Source organism: Brachybacterium halotolerans subsp. kimchii, assembly GCF_020792675.1.
Classification (GTDB): domain Bacteria; phylum Actinomycetota; class Actinomycetes; order Actinomycetales; family Dermabacteraceae; genus Brachybacterium; species Brachybacterium halotolerans.
Map to the genome: position 1 here is coordinate 24,462 of NZ_CP086254.1, position 18,730 is coordinate 43,191.

22 protein-coding genes are annotated in these 18,730 nt (G+C 68.2%); 9 read left to right on the forward strand and 13 right to left on the reverse strand.

Features of this window, described 5'->3' with window-relative positions; translation table 11 throughout:
* Window positions 1-236 precede the first annotated feature (236 nt).
* Entirely contained in the window at window positions 237-569 is a 333-nt protein-coding gene (locus Bra3105_RS00085; RefSeq protein ID WP_228358099.1) for a glutaredoxin family protein, read from the reverse strand.
* Between the two features lie 102 nt (window positions 570-671).
* On the opposite strand from Bra3105_RS00085, the gene Bra3105_RS00090 reads away from it, so the two are divergent.
* Window positions 672-1,142 (forward strand): hypothetical protein, encoded by a 471-nt coding sequence (locus tag Bra3105_RS00090; protein ID WP_228358100.1) that lies wholly within the window; start codon window positions 672-674, stop codon window positions 1,140-1,142.
* A 4-nt stretch (window positions 1,143-1,146) separates the two neighbouring features.
* On the opposite strand, the gene Bra3105_RS00095 is transcribed toward Bra3105_RS00090, so the two are convergent.
* Window positions 1,147-1,335 (reverse strand): hypothetical protein, encoded by a 189-nt coding sequence (locus Bra3105_RS00095; RefSeq protein WP_228358101.1) that lies wholly within the window; start codon window positions 1,333-1,335, stop codon window positions 1,147-1,149.
* 219 nt (window positions 1,336-1,554) lie between these two features.
* Between Bra3105_RS00095 and Bra3105_RS00100 the strand changes: the two genes are divergently transcribed.
* Window positions 1,555-1,911, forward strand: coding sequence for a hypothetical protein (locus Bra3105_RS00100; RefSeq protein WP_228358102.1), 357 nt, complete (start codon window positions 1,555-1,557; stop codon window positions 1,909-1,911).
* A 157-nt stretch (window positions 1,912-2,068) separates the two neighbouring features.
* Here the strand turns inward: Bra3105_RS00100 and Bra3105_RS00105 are convergent, their stop codons facing one another.
* Both Bra3105_RS00105 and Bra3105_RS00110 read right to left on the reverse strand, forming a co-directional pair.
* A complete protein-coding gene (locus Bra3105_RS00105; RefSeq protein WP_228358103.1) occupies window positions 2,069-2,476 on the reverse strand; it encodes an antitoxin HicB in 408 nt (135 codons plus the stop codon).
* Window positions 2,473-2,673 (reverse strand): type II toxin-antitoxin system HicA family toxin, encoded by a 201-nt coding sequence (locus Bra3105_RS00110; protein WP_228358104.1) that lies wholly within the window; start codon window positions 2,671-2,673, stop codon window positions 2,473-2,475. The genes Bra3105_RS00105 and Bra3105_RS00110 overlap by 4 nt, the downstream gene beginning before the upstream one ends.
* A gap of 275 nt (window positions 2,674-2,948) precedes the next feature.
* On the opposite strand from Bra3105_RS00110, the gene Bra3105_RS00115 reads away from it, so the two are divergent.
* Window positions 2,949-3,674, forward strand: coding sequence for an SOS response-associated peptidase (locus Bra3105_RS00115; RefSeq protein WP_228358105.1), 726 nt, complete (start codon window positions 2,949-2,951; stop codon window positions 3,672-3,674).
* A 45-nt stretch (window positions 3,675-3,719) separates the two neighbouring features.
* Here Bra3105_RS00115 and Bra3105_RS00120 read toward each other — a convergent pair whose 3' ends face one another.
* The 9 genes from Bra3105_RS00120 to Bra3105_RS00160 all read right to left on the reverse strand — a co-directional run bounded on the left by Bra3105_RS00120 (window position 3,720) and on the right by Bra3105_RS00160 (window position 13,575).
* Window positions 3,720-4,304 (reverse strand): recombinase family protein, encoded by a 585-nt coding sequence (locus Bra3105_RS00120; protein ID WP_228358106.1) that lies wholly within the window; start codon window positions 4,302-4,304, stop codon window positions 3,720-3,722.
* Window positions 4,305-4,546: 242 nt separating this feature from the next.
* A complete protein-coding gene (locus tag Bra3105_RS00125; RefSeq protein ID WP_062949375.1) occupies window positions 4,547-5,149 on the reverse strand; it encodes a cadmium resistance transporter in 603 nt (200 codons plus the stop codon).
* Window positions 5,146-5,505 (reverse strand): Cd(II)/Pb(II)-sensing metalloregulatory transcriptional regulator CmtR, encoded by a 360-nt coding sequence (gene cmtR / locus Bra3105_RS00130; protein WP_006590980.1) that lies wholly within the window; start codon window positions 5,503-5,505, stop codon window positions 5,146-5,148. The genes Bra3105_RS00125 and cmtR overlap by 4 nt, the downstream gene beginning before the upstream one ends.
* Window positions 5,506-5,787: 282 nt before the next feature.
* Entirely contained in the window at window positions 5,788-6,489 is a 702-nt protein-coding gene (locus Bra3105_RS00135) for a response regulator (protein ID WP_062946894.1), read from the reverse strand.
* Entirely contained in the window at window positions 6,486-8,987 is a 2,502-nt protein-coding gene (locus Bra3105_RS00140; protein WP_062946893.1) for a DUF4118 domain-containing protein, read from the reverse strand. The genes Bra3105_RS00135 and Bra3105_RS00140 overlap by 4 nt, the downstream gene beginning before the upstream one ends.
* A gap of 2 nt (window positions 8,988-8,989) precedes the next feature.
* Entirely contained in the window at window positions 8,990-9,604 is a 615-nt protein-coding gene (gene kdpC / locus Bra3105_RS00145; RefSeq protein WP_062946892.1) for a potassium-transporting ATPase subunit KdpC, read from the reverse strand.
* Window positions 9,605-9,623: 19 nt separating this feature from the next.
* Complete coding sequence (gene kdpB / locus Bra3105_RS00150) at window positions 9,624-11,813, reverse strand: potassium-transporting ATPase subunit KdpB (protein WP_062946891.1); 2,190 nt, start codon at window positions 11,811-11,813, stop codon at window positions 9,624-9,626.
* 2 nt (window positions 11,814-11,815) lie between these two features.
* On the reverse strand, window positions 11,816-13,486 hold the full coding sequence (gene kdpA, locus Bra3105_RS00155) for a potassium-transporting ATPase subunit KdpA (RefSeq protein ID WP_062946890.1): 1,671 nt from the start codon (window positions 13,484-13,486) through the stop codon (window positions 11,816-11,818).
* Entirely contained in the window at window positions 13,486-13,575 is a 90-nt protein-coding gene (locus Bra3105_RS00160) for a potassium-transporting ATPase subunit F (protein ID WP_062946889.1), read from the reverse strand. The genes kdpA and Bra3105_RS00160 overlap by 1 nt, the downstream gene beginning before the upstream one ends.
* 568 nt (window positions 13,576-14,143) lie before the next feature.
* Between Bra3105_RS00160 and Bra3105_RS00165 the strand changes: the two genes are divergently transcribed.
* The 6 genes from Bra3105_RS00165 (at window position 14,144) to Bra3105_RS00190 (ending at window position 18,495) form a co-directional block, all read left to right on the forward strand.
* On the forward strand, window positions 14,144-14,743 hold the full coding sequence (locus Bra3105_RS00165) for a recombinase family protein (protein WP_062947965.1): 600 nt from the start codon (window positions 14,144-14,146) through the stop codon (window positions 14,741-14,743).
* Window position 14,744: 1 nt separating this feature from the next.
* Window positions 14,745-16,139 (forward strand): TnsB C-terminal domain-containing protein, encoded by a 1,395-nt coding sequence (locus tag Bra3105_RS00170; RefSeq protein ID WP_062946888.1) that lies wholly within the window; start codon window positions 14,745-14,747, stop codon window positions 16,137-16,139.
* Window positions 16,140-16,946 carry an AAA family ATPase gene (locus Bra3105_RS00175; protein ID WP_062946887.1) on the forward strand — a complete coding sequence of 269 codons (807 nt, stop codon included), beginning with the start codon at window positions 16,140-16,142 and terminating at the stop codon, window positions 16,944-16,946.
* 299 nt (window positions 16,947-17,245) lie between these two features.
* Window positions 17,246-17,569, forward strand: a complete 324-nt coding sequence (locus tag Bra3105_RS00180) for a hypothetical protein (protein WP_228358107.1) — start codon at window positions 17,246-17,248, stop codon at window positions 17,567-17,569.
* Window positions 17,570-17,797: 228 nt separating this feature from the next.
* Window positions 17,798-18,292: a DUF2975 domain-containing protein gene (locus Bra3105_RS00185; protein WP_228358108.1), complete on the forward strand. Its 495-nt coding sequence runs from the start codon at window positions 17,798-17,800 to the stop codon at window positions 18,290-18,292.
* Window positions 18,292-18,495, forward strand: coding sequence for a helix-turn-helix domain-containing protein (locus tag Bra3105_RS00190; RefSeq protein ID WP_228358109.1), 204 nt, complete (start codon window positions 18,292-18,294; stop codon window positions 18,493-18,495). The genes Bra3105_RS00185 and Bra3105_RS00190 overlap by 1 nt, the downstream gene beginning before the upstream one ends.
* Window positions 18,496-18,730: the final 235 nt, after the last annotated feature.

Genomic DNA, 18,730 nt, shown 5'->3' on the forward strand with positions numbered 1-18,730 from the left:
GTGAAGCCTGTGGGAGGTGAGACCTGGGGGTGGGGTGTGGGTCGGTGCGGGTGCGGGGTCGTGGGTGGTTCCCCCACGGGGAACACGGGTCCCTCGCCCTGCCCTCGCAACCACGCTGGCACTCGCTCAGTGCCAGCACCCTCCCCGTCAGTGGGACGGCGGGCGCCAGGGCCGCCGGGAATGCGAGAAGCCCACCCCCTCCCGTGGAGAGAATGGGCTTCTCGAGCCTGCGTGATTCACATGCGGGGAACATGTGCGGGTGATGCTGCAGATAACTGCGTGATGCTCGGTGTGGCCGTCGTCGGGGAAGCACTCGCAGAATCCGTCAGGGAAGCGACGACCTCCTTGATCTTGCCGGGGTTGAACCCGGCCCACGCGCCGTGCGCGTCGGTGACGACGACAGGTGCGCTCGTGAATCCCTCGTCCTTCATGCGCTGCCTCAGATCGTCGGGGGCATCCTCGAGATCACGCTCCGTGAAATCGACGCCCGCCTTCACGAACTGACGCTTCGTCTGGGTGCACTGAACGCACGCCGCACCAGCGGACCAGACAGTGATGTTCTCGGCCATGCCAACTCCTTCGATAGTGCTCACCTGTTCATCGCGCAACCGGCCCCGCGCGGACGCTTCTAGCAGTCGTCGCGCACGCGCGCGCGAGGGCGATGAGACGGCATGGAAGAGTTCCCGGACGTTCTCGATGAAGCCGTGAAGGATCCGCGCGTGATCGCCCGCTACTTCGCGAAGATCACGCCCGATCCCGAATCGGAATGCTGGTGGTGGACCGGGGCGATATCCGGCCGGGGACACGGCAGATTCTGGATCCGCAACGGCAAAGTGGTGATCGCACAGCGGTTCGGATGGGCCCTCGCTCACCCCGGGGAGCCGGTTCCTCCCGTCGTTGGTCACGAATGCGACAACCCGCTCTGCCAGCAACCCGCCCACCTCTCGGCGTCCACCACGAAGAAGAATCGAGCCGAATGGGACGCCCGCAGACACACTCTCGGCTCACCTCTGCGTGATACGCGAGGAGCCAGAAAGCGGGCAGAAGCGATCCGCGATGCAGCCCTCTCGGGACGTAACCTCAAAGACGCGCAGAATGAGGGGCTGCCCTACGCCGACCGTCACCAACTGCCACTGTGGTGAGACTTCAAATTGGCCAGCGAGCCCAGAACAGGACCTGCGCGCCCTCGGGAATCGCACATGCCGCTTGTGCATCTTCCCAGGTCTCGACCTCACCGCTGACGGTCGCATGCTCGAACTCGGAAATATCGCGGTCACGGACAGGGACATCGGAGTAATCGACTTCGAGAGCGACGCGAGCGTAAGCAGTCATCACACCTGCCAGTATCGGCTCCGCCTCGCCTTCAGGCGCTCCAGCGCCACCTCAACGTGCCACTCCCCTCAACGACGCCCCACGGGACCACAGGCCCCGGACCGGCATGCCCGCGCGCGGCCGACGCCGCCACGTCGGGGACGGGCCCGCCGGGTACGGCTCCCCGCGCGCCCAGCCCTCATCGACTCCGAGTCTGTCCGGCTGGTGCCGCACACTGATCGCATGAACCTGCGCGACCGCTATCCCCGCTACTTCGCCTACGAGGATCTGCTGAGCGCCGTCGAGCGCGTCGTCTCCGGGTACAGGCGGACCGTGGACGGCGGGACCCCTGTGACCTTCACGCACAGCCACCGCGACGTGGAGCTCCCCGCCGACACCGTGCGCGTCACTGCCGGAGGGGACACGCTGGACCTCACGGTCGACGCCTGGATCGAGCATCTCGAGACCGCCGAGGCTTACGTCCTCGCGTGGGTCACAGCGCGTGTGCACCTCCAAGGAGCAACGCTCACAAGCGGCCGCGGCCGACCGGACCCTTACTGGCAAGATGCCGTGCGGCAGGCGAACCCTGGTCGACGGTGACGCCCGACCTCGACACGAAGACTCACCCCTGCGTCTCCCCGTCGACGAGACCACAGACCCGGGACCGGCATGCTTGCGCGCGGCCGACGCCGCCACGTCGGGGAAGGGCCCGCCGGGTACGGCTCCCCGCGCGCTCAGCCCTCATCGACTCTCCGAGTCAGGCGGCACTCTGCGTGCGGGCACCAGCCTCGTGGAGCAGCTGCCCGGCGCGTGCGCGGGAGACGTCGAGGACGGCGGCGATGTCCGAGCCGTTGAAGCCCTGGGCTGCCAGCGCGGCCACGAGCTCGCGGGTCTCACGGGCCGCGCGTTCCTGGGAAGCTGCCGCTTCCTGGGTGGCCTGGCGGGCCGTGCTCACGCGGTCGGCCAGCGCACTGTCCGTCGCGGGCTTGAGGACCACTGCCCACTGACTGTGGTCCACCTCGGGGGTGATGGTGTCCAGGTAGTCGCGGACCTGCTGGCGGGCCTTGGAGAGCGTGACGCTCTGCGTGCTCACCTCGTCCTCGCCCTCTATGGTCAGCTCCCATCCATGCGCCCAGCGCTCGAACGTTGCAGTCACCGTGCTCATCGGTCATCCTCCTTCGCGTTGATCGCCCTCAGTGCCTTGGCCACGAGACCCGGGGAGACCTCGCGGGACTGGGTGATGACCACCCGGTGTCCGCCGGGTGCGGTCCACACCTCGTGATCGCCCTTGCCCTCGCGCGCCGTGAACCCGGCGCCGCGTAGCAGCTTCGCGAGGTCTCGGTACTTCATCGGCTTCACCATGAGGCTAGTCTAGACCCCCTAGACATGCAAGGTCAAGAGGGGCTAGACGTTGCTTCTTGGGCATGTTGCACAGCGGAACTGGAGGGGGTCGCGGTGGCTCTGAATCTAATTTCGGCAGCCGCCGGGGGTGCTGGGCTTCGTTCTGGGGCTGTTGGTCGCTCTCGGAGCCGTGTACGCGCTCTTCCGTGCGTTCCGTCGTGGGTGAAGTGAAACTCGGTCGATGGTGAGTGCCGTGCCGCGGTCTACGATCAGACGCATTCAACGAGGAGGCCGTGATGTGTGGACGGTTCGTGCTGGACTTCGACGAGGCGGGGCTGTTGCGCGCCTACGTCGCCACGAAAGCTGACCAGGAAGGCCGGGACTGGTCGCCGGTCTACTCGATCGCCCCGTCAACCCTCGTGCCCGTGGTCCGCGAGCACTACGACGACGAGGGGGAGCTGCAGCGGACCCTCGAGCCCGCCCGCTGGGGGCTGCGCGCGGCGTGGGCGAAGGAGAAGGGGCCGCGTCCGATCAATGCCCGCTACGAGACCGTGACGACGAACGGCATGTTCCGCTCGTCCTTCACGTCCCAGCGGGTCGTGGTCCCGATGAACGGCTACTACGAGTGGGTCGAGCAGGATGACGGGTCCAAGCAGCCCTACTACGTCCACCCCGAGCACGGCGGTCTACTGAACGCGGCGGGTCTGGCGGCCGCTCGGAAGTCCGAGGACGGCGAGTCCTGGGACGTGACCTTCACGATCATCACTCGCGAGGCGAAGGACGCCGCGGGCGAGGTCCACGACCGCATGCCCGCCTATCTGCCCGACGACATGCTCGATGAGTGGCTGGCGCCCGGGAAGCTCGGTGATGATGAGAAGGCCGACCTTCACACGGGGCTCGGCGAGGTCTCCGAGGAGATCGCGAAGACCCTCGTGACCTACCCGGTGGATCGTCAGGTCAACAACGCGCGACGCGTGGACCGCACCGACCCGTCACTGATCGAACCTGTTGCCCTCACCTGAGGCGGTCGGCACTCCGCGCGATCCTGATCCGCCCCCATCCCCGGCTTACAGGGGCAGTGCCTGCTGCTCGAGGTAGCGGTAGAGCGTCTGTCGGCTGATCCCGAACTCGCGCGCGATCTTGGCCTTCGGGACCCCGGCGAGGGCCCGACTGCGGACGTCGCGGATCTGCTCGGAGTCCAGTAGCCGCTTGCGTCCGGGGTACGTGCCCGGGCGGCTCTTCGCGATCGCGATCCCCTCGGCCTGGCGTTCGCGGATCATCTCGCGTTCCGACTGGGCGACAGCGGTGATGATGTGCAGGATCAGGCGCGTGGTGAGGTCTCCGCCGTCGGGTCGGATCGTGAGGCCCTGGGACACGAACTCGACGCTCACGCCCTTCTGCTCTAGCTCCTCCATGATCTCGAGCATGTCGCGCAGGGAGCGTGCGAGCCGGTCGATGGATGCGACGACGAGAGTGTCGCCCTCGCGGACGTACTCCAGGGCCTCGCACAGCTGCGGGCGCTCGGAGACGGTCGCGGCGGACTGGTACTCGCGGTATGTCTTGTCGGCGCTGCCGATCGCCTCGAGCTGTCGGTCGAGATTCTGGCCGACGGAGGAGACCCTGGCGTAGGCGACGCGCTGCGTGGTGGGCATGAAGCGATTGTGTCGCATTGAGGTGGTCGGCGCCCGAGGCACGACAGAAGTGTCGCAGAACTGCGACCGCACACCCTGTTGAGAACCGTGGGTGTGGCTTCGTTCGCTTGGTGGCGGGGTTTTTGCAGCGCTCCGTGGCGGTCTTGTTGCCGCGATCACGCAGGACTGGCTGCAGGTAGGTGTCGCGGTCTGAACCGAGAGGGGTGCGCCCGGTCGGGGCCGTTTGGATCGCTGCCGCTACGTCAGAGTCCGAAGGCTCCGCCGCTGACGAGGATCACGATGCCGAGGCCGATGAGAACGATGGGGAAGAGGATGTGCTCCCAGCGTTCGAGCACTTCGGCGATCGGGGGGCGGGTGGCGACGAACTTTGCCAGGGCCACCAGGACCGCGACGAGCGCGAGGAAGACGATGCAGTAGGCGACTGCTGCGAGAGGTTCCACGCTGAGGAAGACAGGGGTGTAGACGCCGATGTTGTCGCCGCCGTTGGCAAGGGTGACGCCTGCGACGGTCCACACGCCGACCTTCTTGCCGGCAACCTTGGCCTCGTCGTCATCGTCGTCATCGTCTCCGCGCCAGGCCTGCCATGCGGCCCAGAGGCCGAGGCCCAGAGGGATGAGACCGAAGTACGGGATGGCTGCCGAGGGCAGGAATGCTCCGGCGCCGATGGTCACCAGGACCGCGGCACCGAGGATGCCGGCGAATCCGAGGTACTGGCCGGCCAGAATGCGGGCGGTAGTGCCGCGCTGGCCTGCCCCTCGCGCGAAGAAGAGGGAGAGCACGATGATGTCGTCGATGTTGGTCGCTGCGAACAGGCCCATCGCCTGCAAGACCGAGGTGAGGATCATGCGCCCTCCCCAGCTGCGTCGCATCCGGGAAGCGAGCAGGCGGGATCGATGCACGGGGCGTCTTCGTCCACTGCCAGGGTGGCATCGACCAGTGCCGTCAGCGCCTGCGCCAGGTGCGAATCGGCGATCTCATATCGTGTCCGACGACCCTCGGGCTCGGAGACGACGATCCCGCAATCGCGCAGGCATGCCAGGTGGTTGGACACGTTCGGGCGTGTCAGGTCCAGATCTCGGGCCAGTTCCGCCGGGTAAGCGGGATGGTCGAGCAGGGTCAAGATGATCCGGGATCGAGTGGGGTCGGCCAGTGCACGACCCAGGCGGTTCATCACGTCGAGACGCGAAGCAATAGTCAGCATGGACTGAACTATACAGCGCGCACTGAACACTCGGTCACAGGCGTCAGCCCAGATCGCATGCCCGTAAGGGGAACCCTCACCGGACACCACCGCTACTGATCGAGAGGAACGACGGCACGCCTGGCGGGCTGTCCCGTAAGACCCGTCCGGTTGTGGATGTGCACGGTTGATGGCCGCGTTCTTACGGCGCTACTTGGCTCGGTGCGCCCCTTGTCAATCTGCGTCTCCCCGTTGGGGTCGAATGCCATGAGGGTCAGGGGGCGATGCGGCCCCGTTGATACCTCACGACCGTTCCCGAACAGCATTCTCGAGGCGGTAGCCCATGCCGGGCTCGGTGAGGAGGTGCCGCGGGCGGGAGGGATCGTCCTCGAGTTTCTTACGCAGCTGTGAGATGTACAGGCGGAGATATCCCGTGTCCTCGACGTGTTCGGTGCCCCAGATGCGGGTGAGGAGCGTGCGGCGGGAGACGAGCTTGCCGCGGTGGCGGACCAGGGTGTCGATAACCTGCCACTCGGTGGGCGTGAGCCGGATCTGGCGGCGGCCGGAGGGCAGGTTGCGCACCACGCTGCGGGCGGCGAGGTCGATCGTGACCTGACCGAGGCGGACCACCAGCACCTCCTCGTCCTGCGGGACCCGCCGGGTGAGGGCGCGGATGCGGGCCAGCAGCTCCTCGACGGAGAACGGCTTGGTCACGTAGTCGTCGGCGCCCGCGTCGAGCGCCTCGACCTTGTCCGAGGCGCCGGCCCGCCCCGAGACCACCAGGATCGGAGCTTGCGACCACCCCCGCACGGCCTGGATCACCTCGACCCCGTCGAAGCGGGGCATGCCCAGGTCCAGGAGGTAGAGGTCGGGGTGCTCGTCGATCGCCGTGTTCACCGCGTCGGCGCCGTCGGTCGCGGTCACCACGGTGTGTCCCTTCGCCGAGAGCGTGATCCTCAGAGCGCGTAGGATCTGCGGGTCGTCGTCCGCGATGAGGATCTTCATGGGGTCTCCTGTGTCGGGAGCGGAGCGAGGGGGAGCGAGACCACCATCGTCAGGCCGCCGCCGGGGGTGTCCTCCGGGGTGAGCGAGCCGTGCATCGCTTCGACGAAGCCGCGGGACAGGGCAAGTCCGAGGCCGAGGCCGCTGGTGTTGTCGGTGTCGCCGAGGCGCTGGAAGGGGACGAAGACGTCGTCGTGGCGGTCCGGGGGAATGCCCGGCCCGTGGTCGATGATCCGGATCTCCAGTCGGGAGTCGAAGGTGCTGGTCGTGAGGGTCACGGGTCGGTCCGGTGGGGAGTGGCGGGCCGCATTGGCCAGCAGGTTCACCAGCACCCGCTGCAGCAGCACCGGGTCCGCCCCGACGGTGTGCTCGTCATGGGCGAGGGCGAGATGCACCTCGGTGGGGCCGAGACCGAGCTCGTCGAGCGCCGGGGCGATCGCCGAGGAGGGATCCGTGGGGAGGGTCGTGATGGTGAGGACCCCGGCCTGCAGCCGGCTGACGTCGAGCAGGTCGCCCACCAGGGCGGCGAGGGAGTCCAGGCTCTCCTCGGCCGTGAGCAGGAGCTCCCGGGCGTCCTCGGCGGAGAGGTCGCCGTCGGCGGTGCGGAGCCCGCCCACGGCCGTCGCCGCGGCGGCGAGAGGGCGGCGCAGGTCGTGGCTGAGCGCCGAAAGCAGCGCACCGCGCACCTTGTCGGAGGCCGCGATCGGAGCGATCTCTTCCGCGGTCGCAGCGAGCCGGCGGTGCTCGATCGCGGCATCGATCTGCGCGGCGACCACGCTGAGGAGGCGCCGTTCGGAGGCGCGGAGGTCCCCGCCGTGCAGCATGAGGCGGGCGTCCTGGGCGAGCGGGACGGTCGTGGTCCCCGCCTCGGCCCGGGGATCGCCCGAGGTGGAGTGCACGGTGCCGTCCTCCCCGAGGACCTCAACCGCGTCCAGTCGGAAGGCCTCGCGGGTGCGGTCCACGAGGGCCTGGATCGCGTCGTCACCGCGCAGCACGCTGCCGGCGACGGTCTGCAGCAGCTCGGACTCCGCTTCGGCCCGTCGGGCGGCCCGGGTGCGCCGTGCCGCACGGTCCACGACGACGCTCACCAGCACCGCGATCGTCACGTACAGCAGCAGCGCGAGGAGGTGGTGCGGCTCGGCGATCGAGATCGTGTGCAGCGGGTCGATGAAGAAGAAGTCGAGGGTGAGACCGGAGAGCAGCGCGGCGAAGAGAGCGGGCCAGATCCCGCCGGTCAGCGCGACCACTACCACGAGCAGCTGGTAGCTGAGCACGTCGGAGGTGATCGACTCCTCGGTGCGCAGGGCCAGCAGCGCGGCGGTCAGCAGCGGACCGCCCAGCAGCGCGAGGACGAACCCCGCCAGGCGCCGGGCGGGGGTGAGGGCGCCTCCGATCCTGGGCAGGGCGAGGCGCCTGCCCGCGGCGGAGTGGGTCACGATGTGCACGTCGATGTCCCCGGACTCGCGCACCACGGTCGCCCCGATGCCGGGGCCCGTGAGGGCGGCGGCGAGGCGGCCGCGCCGGCTCACCCCGATCACCAGCTGGGTCGCGTCGACGGAGCGGGCGAAGCCGACCAGGGACTCGGGGACATCCTCCCCGACCACCTGGTGATATGTGCCGCCGAGTTCCTCCACCAGGGCACGCTGCCGGGTGAGCGCCCCGGGGCTGCTGCGCAGCAGCCCGTCCTGGCTGGTGACGTGCACGGCGATCAGGTCGCCGCCGGCGGAGCGCGCCGCGACACGGGCGCCGCGGCGCAGCAGAGCCTCCCCCTCGGGCCCGCCGGTCAGCGCCACGACCACCCGTTCGCGGGCCTCCCAGCGGTTGTCGATCGAGTGCTCGGAGCGGTAGTCCTTCAGCGCCTGGTCGACCTCGTCGGCGAGCCACAGCAGGGCCAGCTCGCGCAACGCGGTGAGGTTCCCGAGGCGAAAGTAGTTCGACAGCGCCGCGTCCACCCGCTCGGCAGGGTAGACCAGGCCGCTGCGGAGCCGGTCGCGCAGCGCCTGCGGCGCGAGGTCGATGACCTCGATTTGATCGGCGCGGCGCAGGAATCCGTCCGGGACGGTCTCGCGCTGCGGCACCCCCGTGATCTGCTCGACCACGTCGTGGAGGGACTCGATGTGCTGGATGTTCACCGTGGAGATCACGTCGATCCCGGCGGCGAGCAGTTCGTCCACGTCCTGCCAGCGCTTGGCGTGGGCGGCGCCGGGGGCGTTGGTGTGGGCGAGCTCGTCGACCAGCGCGATGTCGGGTGCGCGCTCGAGCACGGCCTCGAGATCCATCTCCTCGAGGGGCACCCCTCGGTGCTGGTGCCGACGCAGCGGCAGCTTGGCCAGTCCCTCAACCCGTCGTGCGGTGTCCGCGCGGCGGTGGGTCTCGACGATGCCGATGACGACGTCCTGGCCCTCGGCGGCGAGGCGATGGCCCTCCTCGAGCATGGTGCAGGTCTTGCCGACGCCGGGAGCGGCTCCCAGCAGCACCCGGAGCCGCCCCCGTGCCGTCATCGTCAGTCCTCCAGTTCGTCCAGGGCCAGGTTGAGCGCGGCGACGTTCACCGTCGGATCACCGAGGTAGCCGAGATCGCGACCCTCGGTGTATTCAGCCACGAGGTCCTCCACCCGGTCCAGCGACAGGCCTCGCGCCTCGGCGACCCGAGCGGTCTGGAGGGCGGCGTACTCAGGACTGATGTGGGGGTCGAGGCCCGAGCTCGATGCCGTCAGGGCGTCGGCGGGGACCTCCTTCGGGGCCACGTCGTTGAACTCGGCGATCTCGGCGCGACGCTCGGTGATCGCGGCGATCAGCTCGGGGTTCTCCGGTCCGTGGTTGGTGCCGGAGGAGGAGCGGCCGTCGTAGCCGTCGCCGGCCGCGGAGGGACGCGGCTGGAAGTACTCCGGCAGCGGCTCCCCGTCCTGGTCGAGGAAGGACTGGCCGATCAGGGTCGAGCCCACGATCTGTCCGTCGCCGTCGCGCAGGGGCGACCCGTCGGCACGGGCGGGCAGCAGCAGCTGTCCGATGCCGGTGATGAGCAGGGTATAGCCCAGGCCCAGCACGAGCGTGCACAGGAGCAGGGTCCGCACGGCGACGGCGGTGGTCCGCAGGGTGCTGCGGAGGGTGGTGTTCACGGGAGGGTCCTCTCGGAGGTCAGAAGCCGGGGATCAGCCGGACGAGCAGGTCGATGAGCCAGATGCCCGCGAAGGGCGTCACGATCCCGCCGAGGCCGTAGATCGCGAGGTTGCGGCCGAGGATCTTCGAGGCGATCATCGGGCGGTAGGCGACGCCCCGCAGGGCCAGCGGCACCAGGGCGATGATCACGATCGCGTTGAAGATCACCGCGGACAGGACCGCCGAGGCGGGTGAGCTGAGCCCCATGATGTTCAACGCGGACAGGCCGGGGAAGACGCCCATGAAGATCGCGGGGATGATCGCGAAGTACTTCGCGATGTCGTTGGCGATCGAGAAGGTGGTCAGTGCGCCGCGTGTGATGAGCAGCTGTTTCCCGATCGCGACGATGTCGATGAGCTTGGTCGGGTCGGAGTCGAGGTCGACCATGTTCCCGGCCTCCTTCGCGGCGGAGGTGCCAGTGTTCATCGCGACGCCGACGTCGGCCTGGGCGAGCGCCGGGGCGTCGTTCGTGCCGTCACCGGTCATCGCGACGAGCCGCCCGCCCTCCTGCTCCGCGCGGATGTATTCGAGCTTCTGCTCGGGGGTGGCCTCGGCGAGGAAGTCGTCGACCCCTGCCTCCTTCGCGATCGCCGCGGCGGTCAGAGGGTTGTCGCCGGTGACCATCACGGTGCGGATGCCCATGGCGCGCAGCTCGGCGAACCGCGCGGTGAGACCGTCCTTGACGACGTCCTTGAGGTGGATGACGCCGAGGACGGCTCCGTCCCCGTCCCCGGTGAGGCAGGCGACAACCAGGGGGGTGCCGCCCGAGGACGAGATGCGCTCGACGTGCTCCTCGAGGGTCGCCCGGTCGGAGGCCGAGGGCACGACGCCCTCGGTCTCGAGCCAGGCGAGGATCGCAGAGCCCGCGCCCTTGCGGAGGCGGGTGCCGTCGGGCAGGTCCAGGCCCGACATGCGGGTCTGGGCGGTGAACGGCACGACCTCCCCCCGCGGCGCGGTGCCGACGTCGACGCCGCGCTCCCGTGCGAGCTCGAGGACTGAGCTGCCCTCGGGCGTGGGGTCGGCGAGGGAGGACAGCGCGGCCGCCTCCACGAGCTCGTGCATCCCGGCGTCGCCGACGCGGACGAAGTCCGTCGCCCGTCGGTTGCCGTAGGTGATGGTGCCGGTCTTGTCCAGCAGCAGGGTGGTCACGTCGCCCGCCGCCTCCACCGCGCGCCCGGACATCGCCAGCACGTTGCGCTGGACGAGCCGGTCCATCCCGGCGATCCCGATCGCGGACAGCAGGGCGCCGATGGTGGTGGGAATCAGGCAGACCAGCAGCGCCACGAGCACCGTGATCGAGGCCGGGCTCGCCGGGTAGGAGGCGATGGGGTTCAGTGTGATCGCGACCGCGAGGAACACGATGGACAGCGAGGCCAGCAGGATGTTTAGGGCGATCTCGTTGGGGGTGCGCTGCCGGGCGGCCCCCTCGACCAGCGAGATCATCCGGTCCACGAAGGTCTGGCCTGGCGTCGAGGTGATGCGCACGACGATCCGGTCGGACAGCACCCGGGTGCCGCCGGTGACGGCGGAGCGGTCGCCGCCGGACTCGCGCACGACGGGCGCGGATTCGCCGGTGATCGCGGACTCGTCGATGCTCGCGATGCCCTGGATGATGTCGCCGTCGCCGGGGACGAGATCGCCCGCGGTGACCACCACGATGTCGTGCCGGGCGAGGTCCGCCGAGGAGATCTCCTCGGTCGGCACGGTCTCCGCGCCGGGGTCGGCCGTAGCGTCGTACCCGTCGACGAGGCGCGCCAGGGTGCTGGTGCGGGTGCGGCGCAGGGTCGCGGCCTGGGCCTTGCCGCGCCCCTCGGCGACGGACTCGGCGAGGTTCGCGAAGAGCACGGTGATCCACAGCCAGCCGGCGATCGCCGCGGAGAACGTCGCCGGCACCGCAGTGCCGCCGGACGGGGCCGGGCCGTCGCCGATCAGCTCGACGACGGTCATCACGCTGGTCAATAGAGCACCGACCCACACGATCAGCATGACGGGGTTGCGCCACTGGGCGCGGGGGGTCATCCTGCGCAGCGCGCCTGGCAGGGCGGCGCGGAGCTGCGCGAGGGTGAGGGTGCGGCGCGGCGCAGGGGGCTGCGCCGGCGACGACGTGGGCGTCGGCGCGGAGGACGGGTCGGAGTGTTCGGAGTGGATGGTCTTGTCGATGGTCGGCATGGTCACTGCAGCCCTTCAGCGAGCGGTCCCAGGGTGAGGACGGGGAAGAAGACGAGTGCGGTCACGAGCAGCGCCGTGCCGACGGTGAGGCCCACGAACAGCGGGCGGTGGGTGGGCAGGGTGCCGGAGGTCGCCGGGATCCGGTCCTGCGCGGCGAACGAGCCGGCCAGGGCAAGGACCAGGGCGATCGGGAGAAACCTGCCCAGCAGCATCGCCACGCCGATCGCGGTGGTCAGCCACGGCGTGCTGGCGGTCAGCCCCGCGAAGGCGGAGCCGTTGTTGTTCGCGCCCGAGGCAAAGGCATAGAGCACCTCGGACAGGCCGTGCGAGCCGGTGTTGGTCAGCGAGACGTTCTCGATGCTGTGGCGCAGCGGAGGAACCGCGAAGCTGAGGGCGACACCGCCGAGCACCAGCAGCGGCATGACCAGGATGTAGAGGCTTGCGAGCTTCATCTCCCTGGGGCCGATCTTCTTCCCGAGGTACTCGGGGGTGCGACCGACGAGGAGGCCCGCCACGAACACGGCGATGATCGCGATGACGAGCATGCCGTACAGCCCGGCGCCCACGCCGCCGGGGGCGATCTCGCCCAGGAGCATGTTCACCATCGGGACCATTCCGCCCAGCGCCGTGTACGAGTCGTGCATCGAGTTCACGGAGCCGGTCGAGGTGAGGGTGGTGGTCGCCGCGTAGAGCACGGACTGGGGCAGGCCGAAGCGGGTCTCCTTACCCTCCATCGCGGCGCCGGCGAGTTCAGGGGCGGTGCCCTGCCCGGCGAACTCGAAGGCGGCCAGTACGGACACCGAGGCGAGGTACAGGGTCCCCATCGTCGCGGCGATCGCGTAGCCCTGACGGTGATCGCCGACCATCGTCCCGAAGGTCCGCGGAAGGGAGAAGGGGATCAGCAGGATAAGGAAGACCTGGAACAGGCTGGTCCAGCCGGTCGGGTTCTCGAAGGGGTGGGAGGCGTTGGCGTTGTAGAAGCCGCCGCCGTTGGTGCCGATCTCCTTGATCGCCTCCTGCGACGCGACCGGACCGCCCGGGAGTGTCTGGGTGCCGCCCGCGACGGTCGTGACGTCCACGTAGCCCTGGAAGTTCTGCACCACGCCGCCTGCGATCAGCACGACGGCGCTGAGGATCGATACCGGCAGCAACACCAGGAAGGTGCCACGCAGCAGATCGACCCAGAAGTTCCCGATCGTTCCCGTGCGGCGCCGGGCCAGGCCTCGCACCAGCGCGACCGCGACGGCGATGCCGGTGGCGGCCGAGACGAAGTTCTGGACCGCGAGACCGGCGAACTGGACCGTGTAGGAGAGGTCCTCGCCGGAGTACGCCTGCCAGTTGGTGTTCGTCACGAAGGAGATCGCGGTGTTGAACGCGACCCCCGAATCGATCGACTCATTGCCCAGGGAGTAGGGCAACAGCTCCTGGAGCCGCAGGAGACCGAACAGCGCGAGGACGCCCACCAGGGAGAACAGCAGCACGGACCGCAGGTAGGCGGGCCAGGACTGCTCGCGGGAGGAGTCGACGCCGAGGACGGCGAACACGCGCGTCTCCCAGCGCGAGGAGACTGGGGCGGTGAAGACCCAGGCCATGTAGTCGCCCATCGGGCGGTACACGACCGCGAGAGCGGCGACGAGTGTGAGGACGCTCGCGACGAGGTAGAGCCAGTCCATCAGAAACGCTCCGGTGCAAGCAGGGCGATGAACAGGTACACGATCGCGGCGAGACCGAGGAGGAGGGCGAGGATCTCGAGTACGATCACAGCTTCTCCACCGCCCGCGCGATGAGGGCGACGACCGCGAATAGGGCGATCACGCCGACCACGGAGAGGACGTCGAGCACAGCAGGACTCCGTTCTGAGTAGGGGCGGCCGCCGTCCGGCGGTCGCACGCCGAGGTGCGGCGCGATACCGAGCACACACCGTTCACGGCGGCGGGACAGGCGTCCTCACGGAATCCATACGGCTCTCGAGCCGATCCTCATGGACTGCTTACGCCAGTCGTCCCCCGGCTGGGGCTCAGGTCACCGACAGCACTCGGTGCGACACCACACTGGGCTCCCACACACCGGAATCTGCAAAACCGTCACCATTCGCTGTGGGGACGCTAGATAGGGCCTCCAACACAACTCGCAGCGTTCCACGCCACACACTGCCGACGGCCTACCTAGTCGCGTTGCGGAAACCTACAGCTTTACGAGACACACAGCCGAGCGGCGAAGGGATCGTCTCGAGCTGGGTCGATACCGAGCGGCGGTGTCTCGTGAAGTCGTCGCACCGTGTTGCGTCTCAGATCTTCCAGAGCAGCGAGTTTGTGAGGCATCATGTGGTGATGAGGCTTCTGGGGTACACGCGGGTGTCGACGGCGGGGCAGGATCCGGCGCTGCAGCTCGACGCTCTCCATGCGGCGGGGGTGCAGAAGCGGGACGTGTTCTCGGACGTGACGTCCGGGGCGAAGAGTGCGGCGGAGCGTCCGGGCATGAAGAAGCTCCTGGCCTACGCGGAACCTGAGGACACGGTGGTGGTCTGGCGGATCGACCGACTGGGCCGGTCGCTCATCGACGTACTCAACACCGTGAGCCTGCTGCGGGACAGTGGCGTGAAGATCCAGTCGGTCTCCGACGGGATCGATCCCGAGACGTCGTCGGGCCGGCTCATGCTGGGGATGCTGGCAACGCTGGCGGAGTACGAGCGAGAGCTGATCACCGAGCGCGTCAACGCGGGAATCGCAGCAGCCCGGGCCCAGGGCACCAAGTTCGGCCGACCCCCCGTGAACCCGGAGGTCGTGGATCGCAAGCTGGCGATCGCTGCCGAAGAGAGAGCCAAGGGCCGTACCGCTGAGGAGGCGGCGCGCCTGGTGGGGTGGTCACGGGCGACGCTCTACCGCCACCAGCGGGACGCGGCTGCTCGCGAGAGCATCGCGCAGGCGTGACATGGACGGGTCGCAGAAGTGGAAGATTCTGCGGCTCCACGTCGAAGACGGCATCCCGCTGGCGAGTCTCGCACGGGAGACTGGGGTGGGAGAGCGAACGCTCTCGCGCTGGCACAGTCTCTACCGGACAGGTGGCATTTCGGCTCTTGAGCGGGCGCAGCGCGCCGATGCCGGCGTGCGGCGGACCGCGCCTGAGCTGGTGGCTTTCGTGGAGCACCTGGCTCTGACCAAGCCTCGCCCGAGCATCGCGACGCTGCACCGCCTGGCCGTAGCCGAGGCTGCACGAAGAGGCGTGAGTACGCCGAGCTACGCGACGGTGCGGTCGGTCGTGCAGGCATTGGATCCAGGGATGGTGACGCTCGCTCTCGAGGGGCCAGAGTCCTACCGGGACCGCCACGAGCTCGTCTTCCGCCATCGCGCTGAGCGGCCCAATGCCCTGTGGCAGGTCGACCACACCGAGCTCGACATCCTCATCAAGGACCCCAGTGGGAGACCATCCAGGCCCTGGCTGACCACGGTCATGGACGACTATTCGCGGGCGATCTGCGGGTACATGGTCTTCGAGGGCGCACCGTCGGCGATGAACACCGCGCTGGCGCTGCGCCAAGCGATCTGGCCTAAGAGCGACCCCGCCTTGCCGATGTGCGGCATCCCCGACGTCCTTTACGTCGATCACGGCAGCGACTTCACCAGCCGTCACCTCGAGTACACCGCGATCGCGTTGAAGATCCGCATCATCCACTCCGCCGTCGCCCGCCCCCAGGGCAGAGGGAAGATCGAGCGGTTCTTCCACACCGTCAACACCGAGCTGCTCGCGACCCTGCCCGGGCGCCTCACCCCTGGACGCCCACACCCTGTGCCGGTGCTGGACCTTCCTGGTCTCGACCGGGCCGTCGGGGAGTTCGTTGACCAGTACAACCAGCGCGCGCACACCGCGATCCGCACGAGCCCGAAGGCGGCCTGGATCGCTGAGGGATGGTTGCCGCGACTCCCCGAGAGTCTCGAGGAACTCGACGGGCTGCTTCTGCGGGTCTCCAAGCATCGCACCGTCCAGCGCGATGGGATCCGCTTCCAAGGTCAGCGCTACCTCTCGCCCACGCTCGCCTCGTTCGTCGGACGTACGGTCACCATCCGCTACGACCCCCGGGACCTGTCCGAGATCCGTGTGTACGACCACGACACTTTCGTATGCACAGCGATCGATGAAGCTCACCCCAACCAGCGGTACAGCCTCCACGACATCGAAACCGCCCGACGGGCCCGCCGCCGGCAGCTGCGCAAGGACATCAACGACCGTATCCCCACGACTCCACGACCCCCTGCCGACCCTCCCACTCCAGCCACTTCCGTACGCCGGCCCAGGAAGCGCCTGAAGACCTACGAAGAGGACGAGTAGATGAACCGCGACTTCATCGTCACCAAGGAACACCGCCGCTTCACCGAGTTCGCCGGCGCCATCCGCAAGGACGTCACGATCGGCATCTGCCACGGCGAGGCCGGGGTCGGTAAGACGCAGTCCGCCCGCCGGTACGCCCACTGGGACACCCTCGAACCCTTCATCCACGCCTGGGGGCCACGCACCGAGGCCGACCTGAAGCACTACGCCGCCGCCCACCGATCCCGCACCGTGTTCTACACCCCCGAGGTCCTCGCCAAGCACCGCGATCTCATGCGCGACATCGAGTTCTACCGCGGCAAGGTCGGAGTGCTGATCTACGAGCACCTCTGCGCAACCGGGAAGATCACGACCACCGACGTTCCCCGCACCATCGACTTCACCGAACTGATCATCATCGACGAGGCCGAAAGGCTCACGCCGACCTCGCTCGAACTCCTCCGAGACCTCCACGACCGCCACCACGTCGCCCTCATGTTCATCGGCATGCCCGGCATCGACCAACGCTTCCGCCACTACCCCCAGCTCTACAGCCGCCTCGGCTTCTCCCACCGCTACCGCGCCCTCGCACGTGAGGAACTGCTGTTCGTCCTGACCCGCCACTGGAAGCGCCTCGGTCGCACCCTCGACCCCGAAGACTTCACCGACGCCCAGGCCATCGCCGCGATCGAACGCATCACCCGAGGCAACTTCCGCCTCCTCGAACGGCTCTTCCCTCAAATCGGACGCGTCCTGAAGATCAACCAACTCGACACCATCACCGACGACGTCATCGAAGCAGCCGCCAGCACCCTCATCACCAGCTAACGCCACTCACCCCCACCAGAAGCGCGCCATTTACTGATCAGCTTCACAACCGTGGGCGAGCCTCGCACTGAGTGTCGCGTTGAGGTATACCCCAGCAGGACATATCCGGTCACTACCGGATTCGGTGCATACTGAACCTCATGGCCAGCCGTGTCCCGCGGATCGTTGCTCTCGGAGTCCTCGTGCTCACTGCGGCGTCTGCCTGCGCGAGCGATTCCGGGCGTGGAGTTGAAGCTGAAGCATGTGTCTCGTGGGCAGACCTTTCAGATCCCCAGGCAGCGTTCGAGGAGGCAGATGCCGTGATCATCGGTCGAGCACGTGCCTCCACCAACGTGACGAGCATGTACGGGCTCGATGCCGCTGTGCACGACGTGGAAGTGCTGCAGGTATTCAAGGGAGACCTGGGTGCCAGTGTGGCCGTCGCTGCGACCCCGGAGACATGCACCACCGGTGCCCCTTACCCGAGCGGTGATCCTTTGGACGCAGATGATGATCTGCTTCTCTTCCTGACCCAGCCGGCTGGCCGCACACCGTGGTCCACGGTGACGCCACTGGACGGTGTGCAACCCGCGCCGAAGGATGGGTCACTCCCGTTTGAGGTCACCGCTAACCCTGGTGGCTGACCTGCCAGTGGGTCTCGGAGCGTCCATTGGTCCGCGGCCTGCCATATGAGGCCGGGGCAGCTCGACGACGCAGACCCGGGAGGTTACCCCCGGTCAGTCGCCCCCTCCCCGGGTGTGAGTACTCGGTTTGCCCGAAGGAAGTCGCGATCGCCGCATTGCGCTCACCAACGGCGGAGGCAACCGCCGAGCGCTATTGACTTTCGATAGATATCGATCGATACTCGATGCATGAACGTTGAGCTTCCTCGTCCGTCCCTCGGCCTTGCTGTCGCCACAGAGGTGCTTGTGGCCATCCTGTTCGTCGTCGGCTTCGCCGCCGCCGCCCTGTTGCCCGCCTTCTCCGCGGCTGTCGCGGAGGACTTCCCTGAGTACGCGGCACTTCGAGGACCGCTCCTCGCGACCGGGATCGCCTTCATCGCTCTCGGCCTTATCGCCCTGGGGTCGATCGCGTTGCTCGTTCACCGTGTCTACAGAGGTGCGGTGCTGGTGAGGTCATCCCTCGTCTGGGTCGATCTGCTCGTGGGCGCGCTGGCGGGCGCCGCTGTGGTGGTGATCGCGGCCTCCGTCGTGATCAGTCGAGGGCAGGCCGGCAGCCCCTTCCTCGTGATCGTCGAGGTCATGGCCTTCCTCGGCTTGGTGGCAGTTGCCGGGGTCATCCTCGTGCTGCGCTCACTCTTGCGGAGCTCCATCGACATGCATGATGAGCTGGAAGAGGTTGTGTGATGCCGATCCGCATCACGATCGATCGCATGCTGGTCGAGCGCGAGATGAGCGTCGGCGAGTTCGCAGACGCCATCGGTATCACACCGGCGAACGTCGCGGTCCTGAAGAACGGGCGCGCGAAGGCTGTGCGGTTGTCTACACTGGATGCGATCTGTCGCGTCCTCGAGTGCCAACCCGGCGACCTGCTCCAATATGAAGAATGATGCGGGCGCGCGTAGCGACCCCGCGCCGGCGAGTTGCTCCGCGAGGCACGACCCGCTAGTCGATACGGTCGGGGAGCAGGTCGGCCCGCTGGGTGGCCTCGCGAATGAACATCCAAAATCGGTCGCATGCCAGACTTCAGATCGGCGACCTCCACGAGTTCTTCGAATCCAGATGTCCCGTTTGCGGCTTCGTCACGTCACAGGGATGGTCATGGTTTCCCTGGTGTTTCTTGTG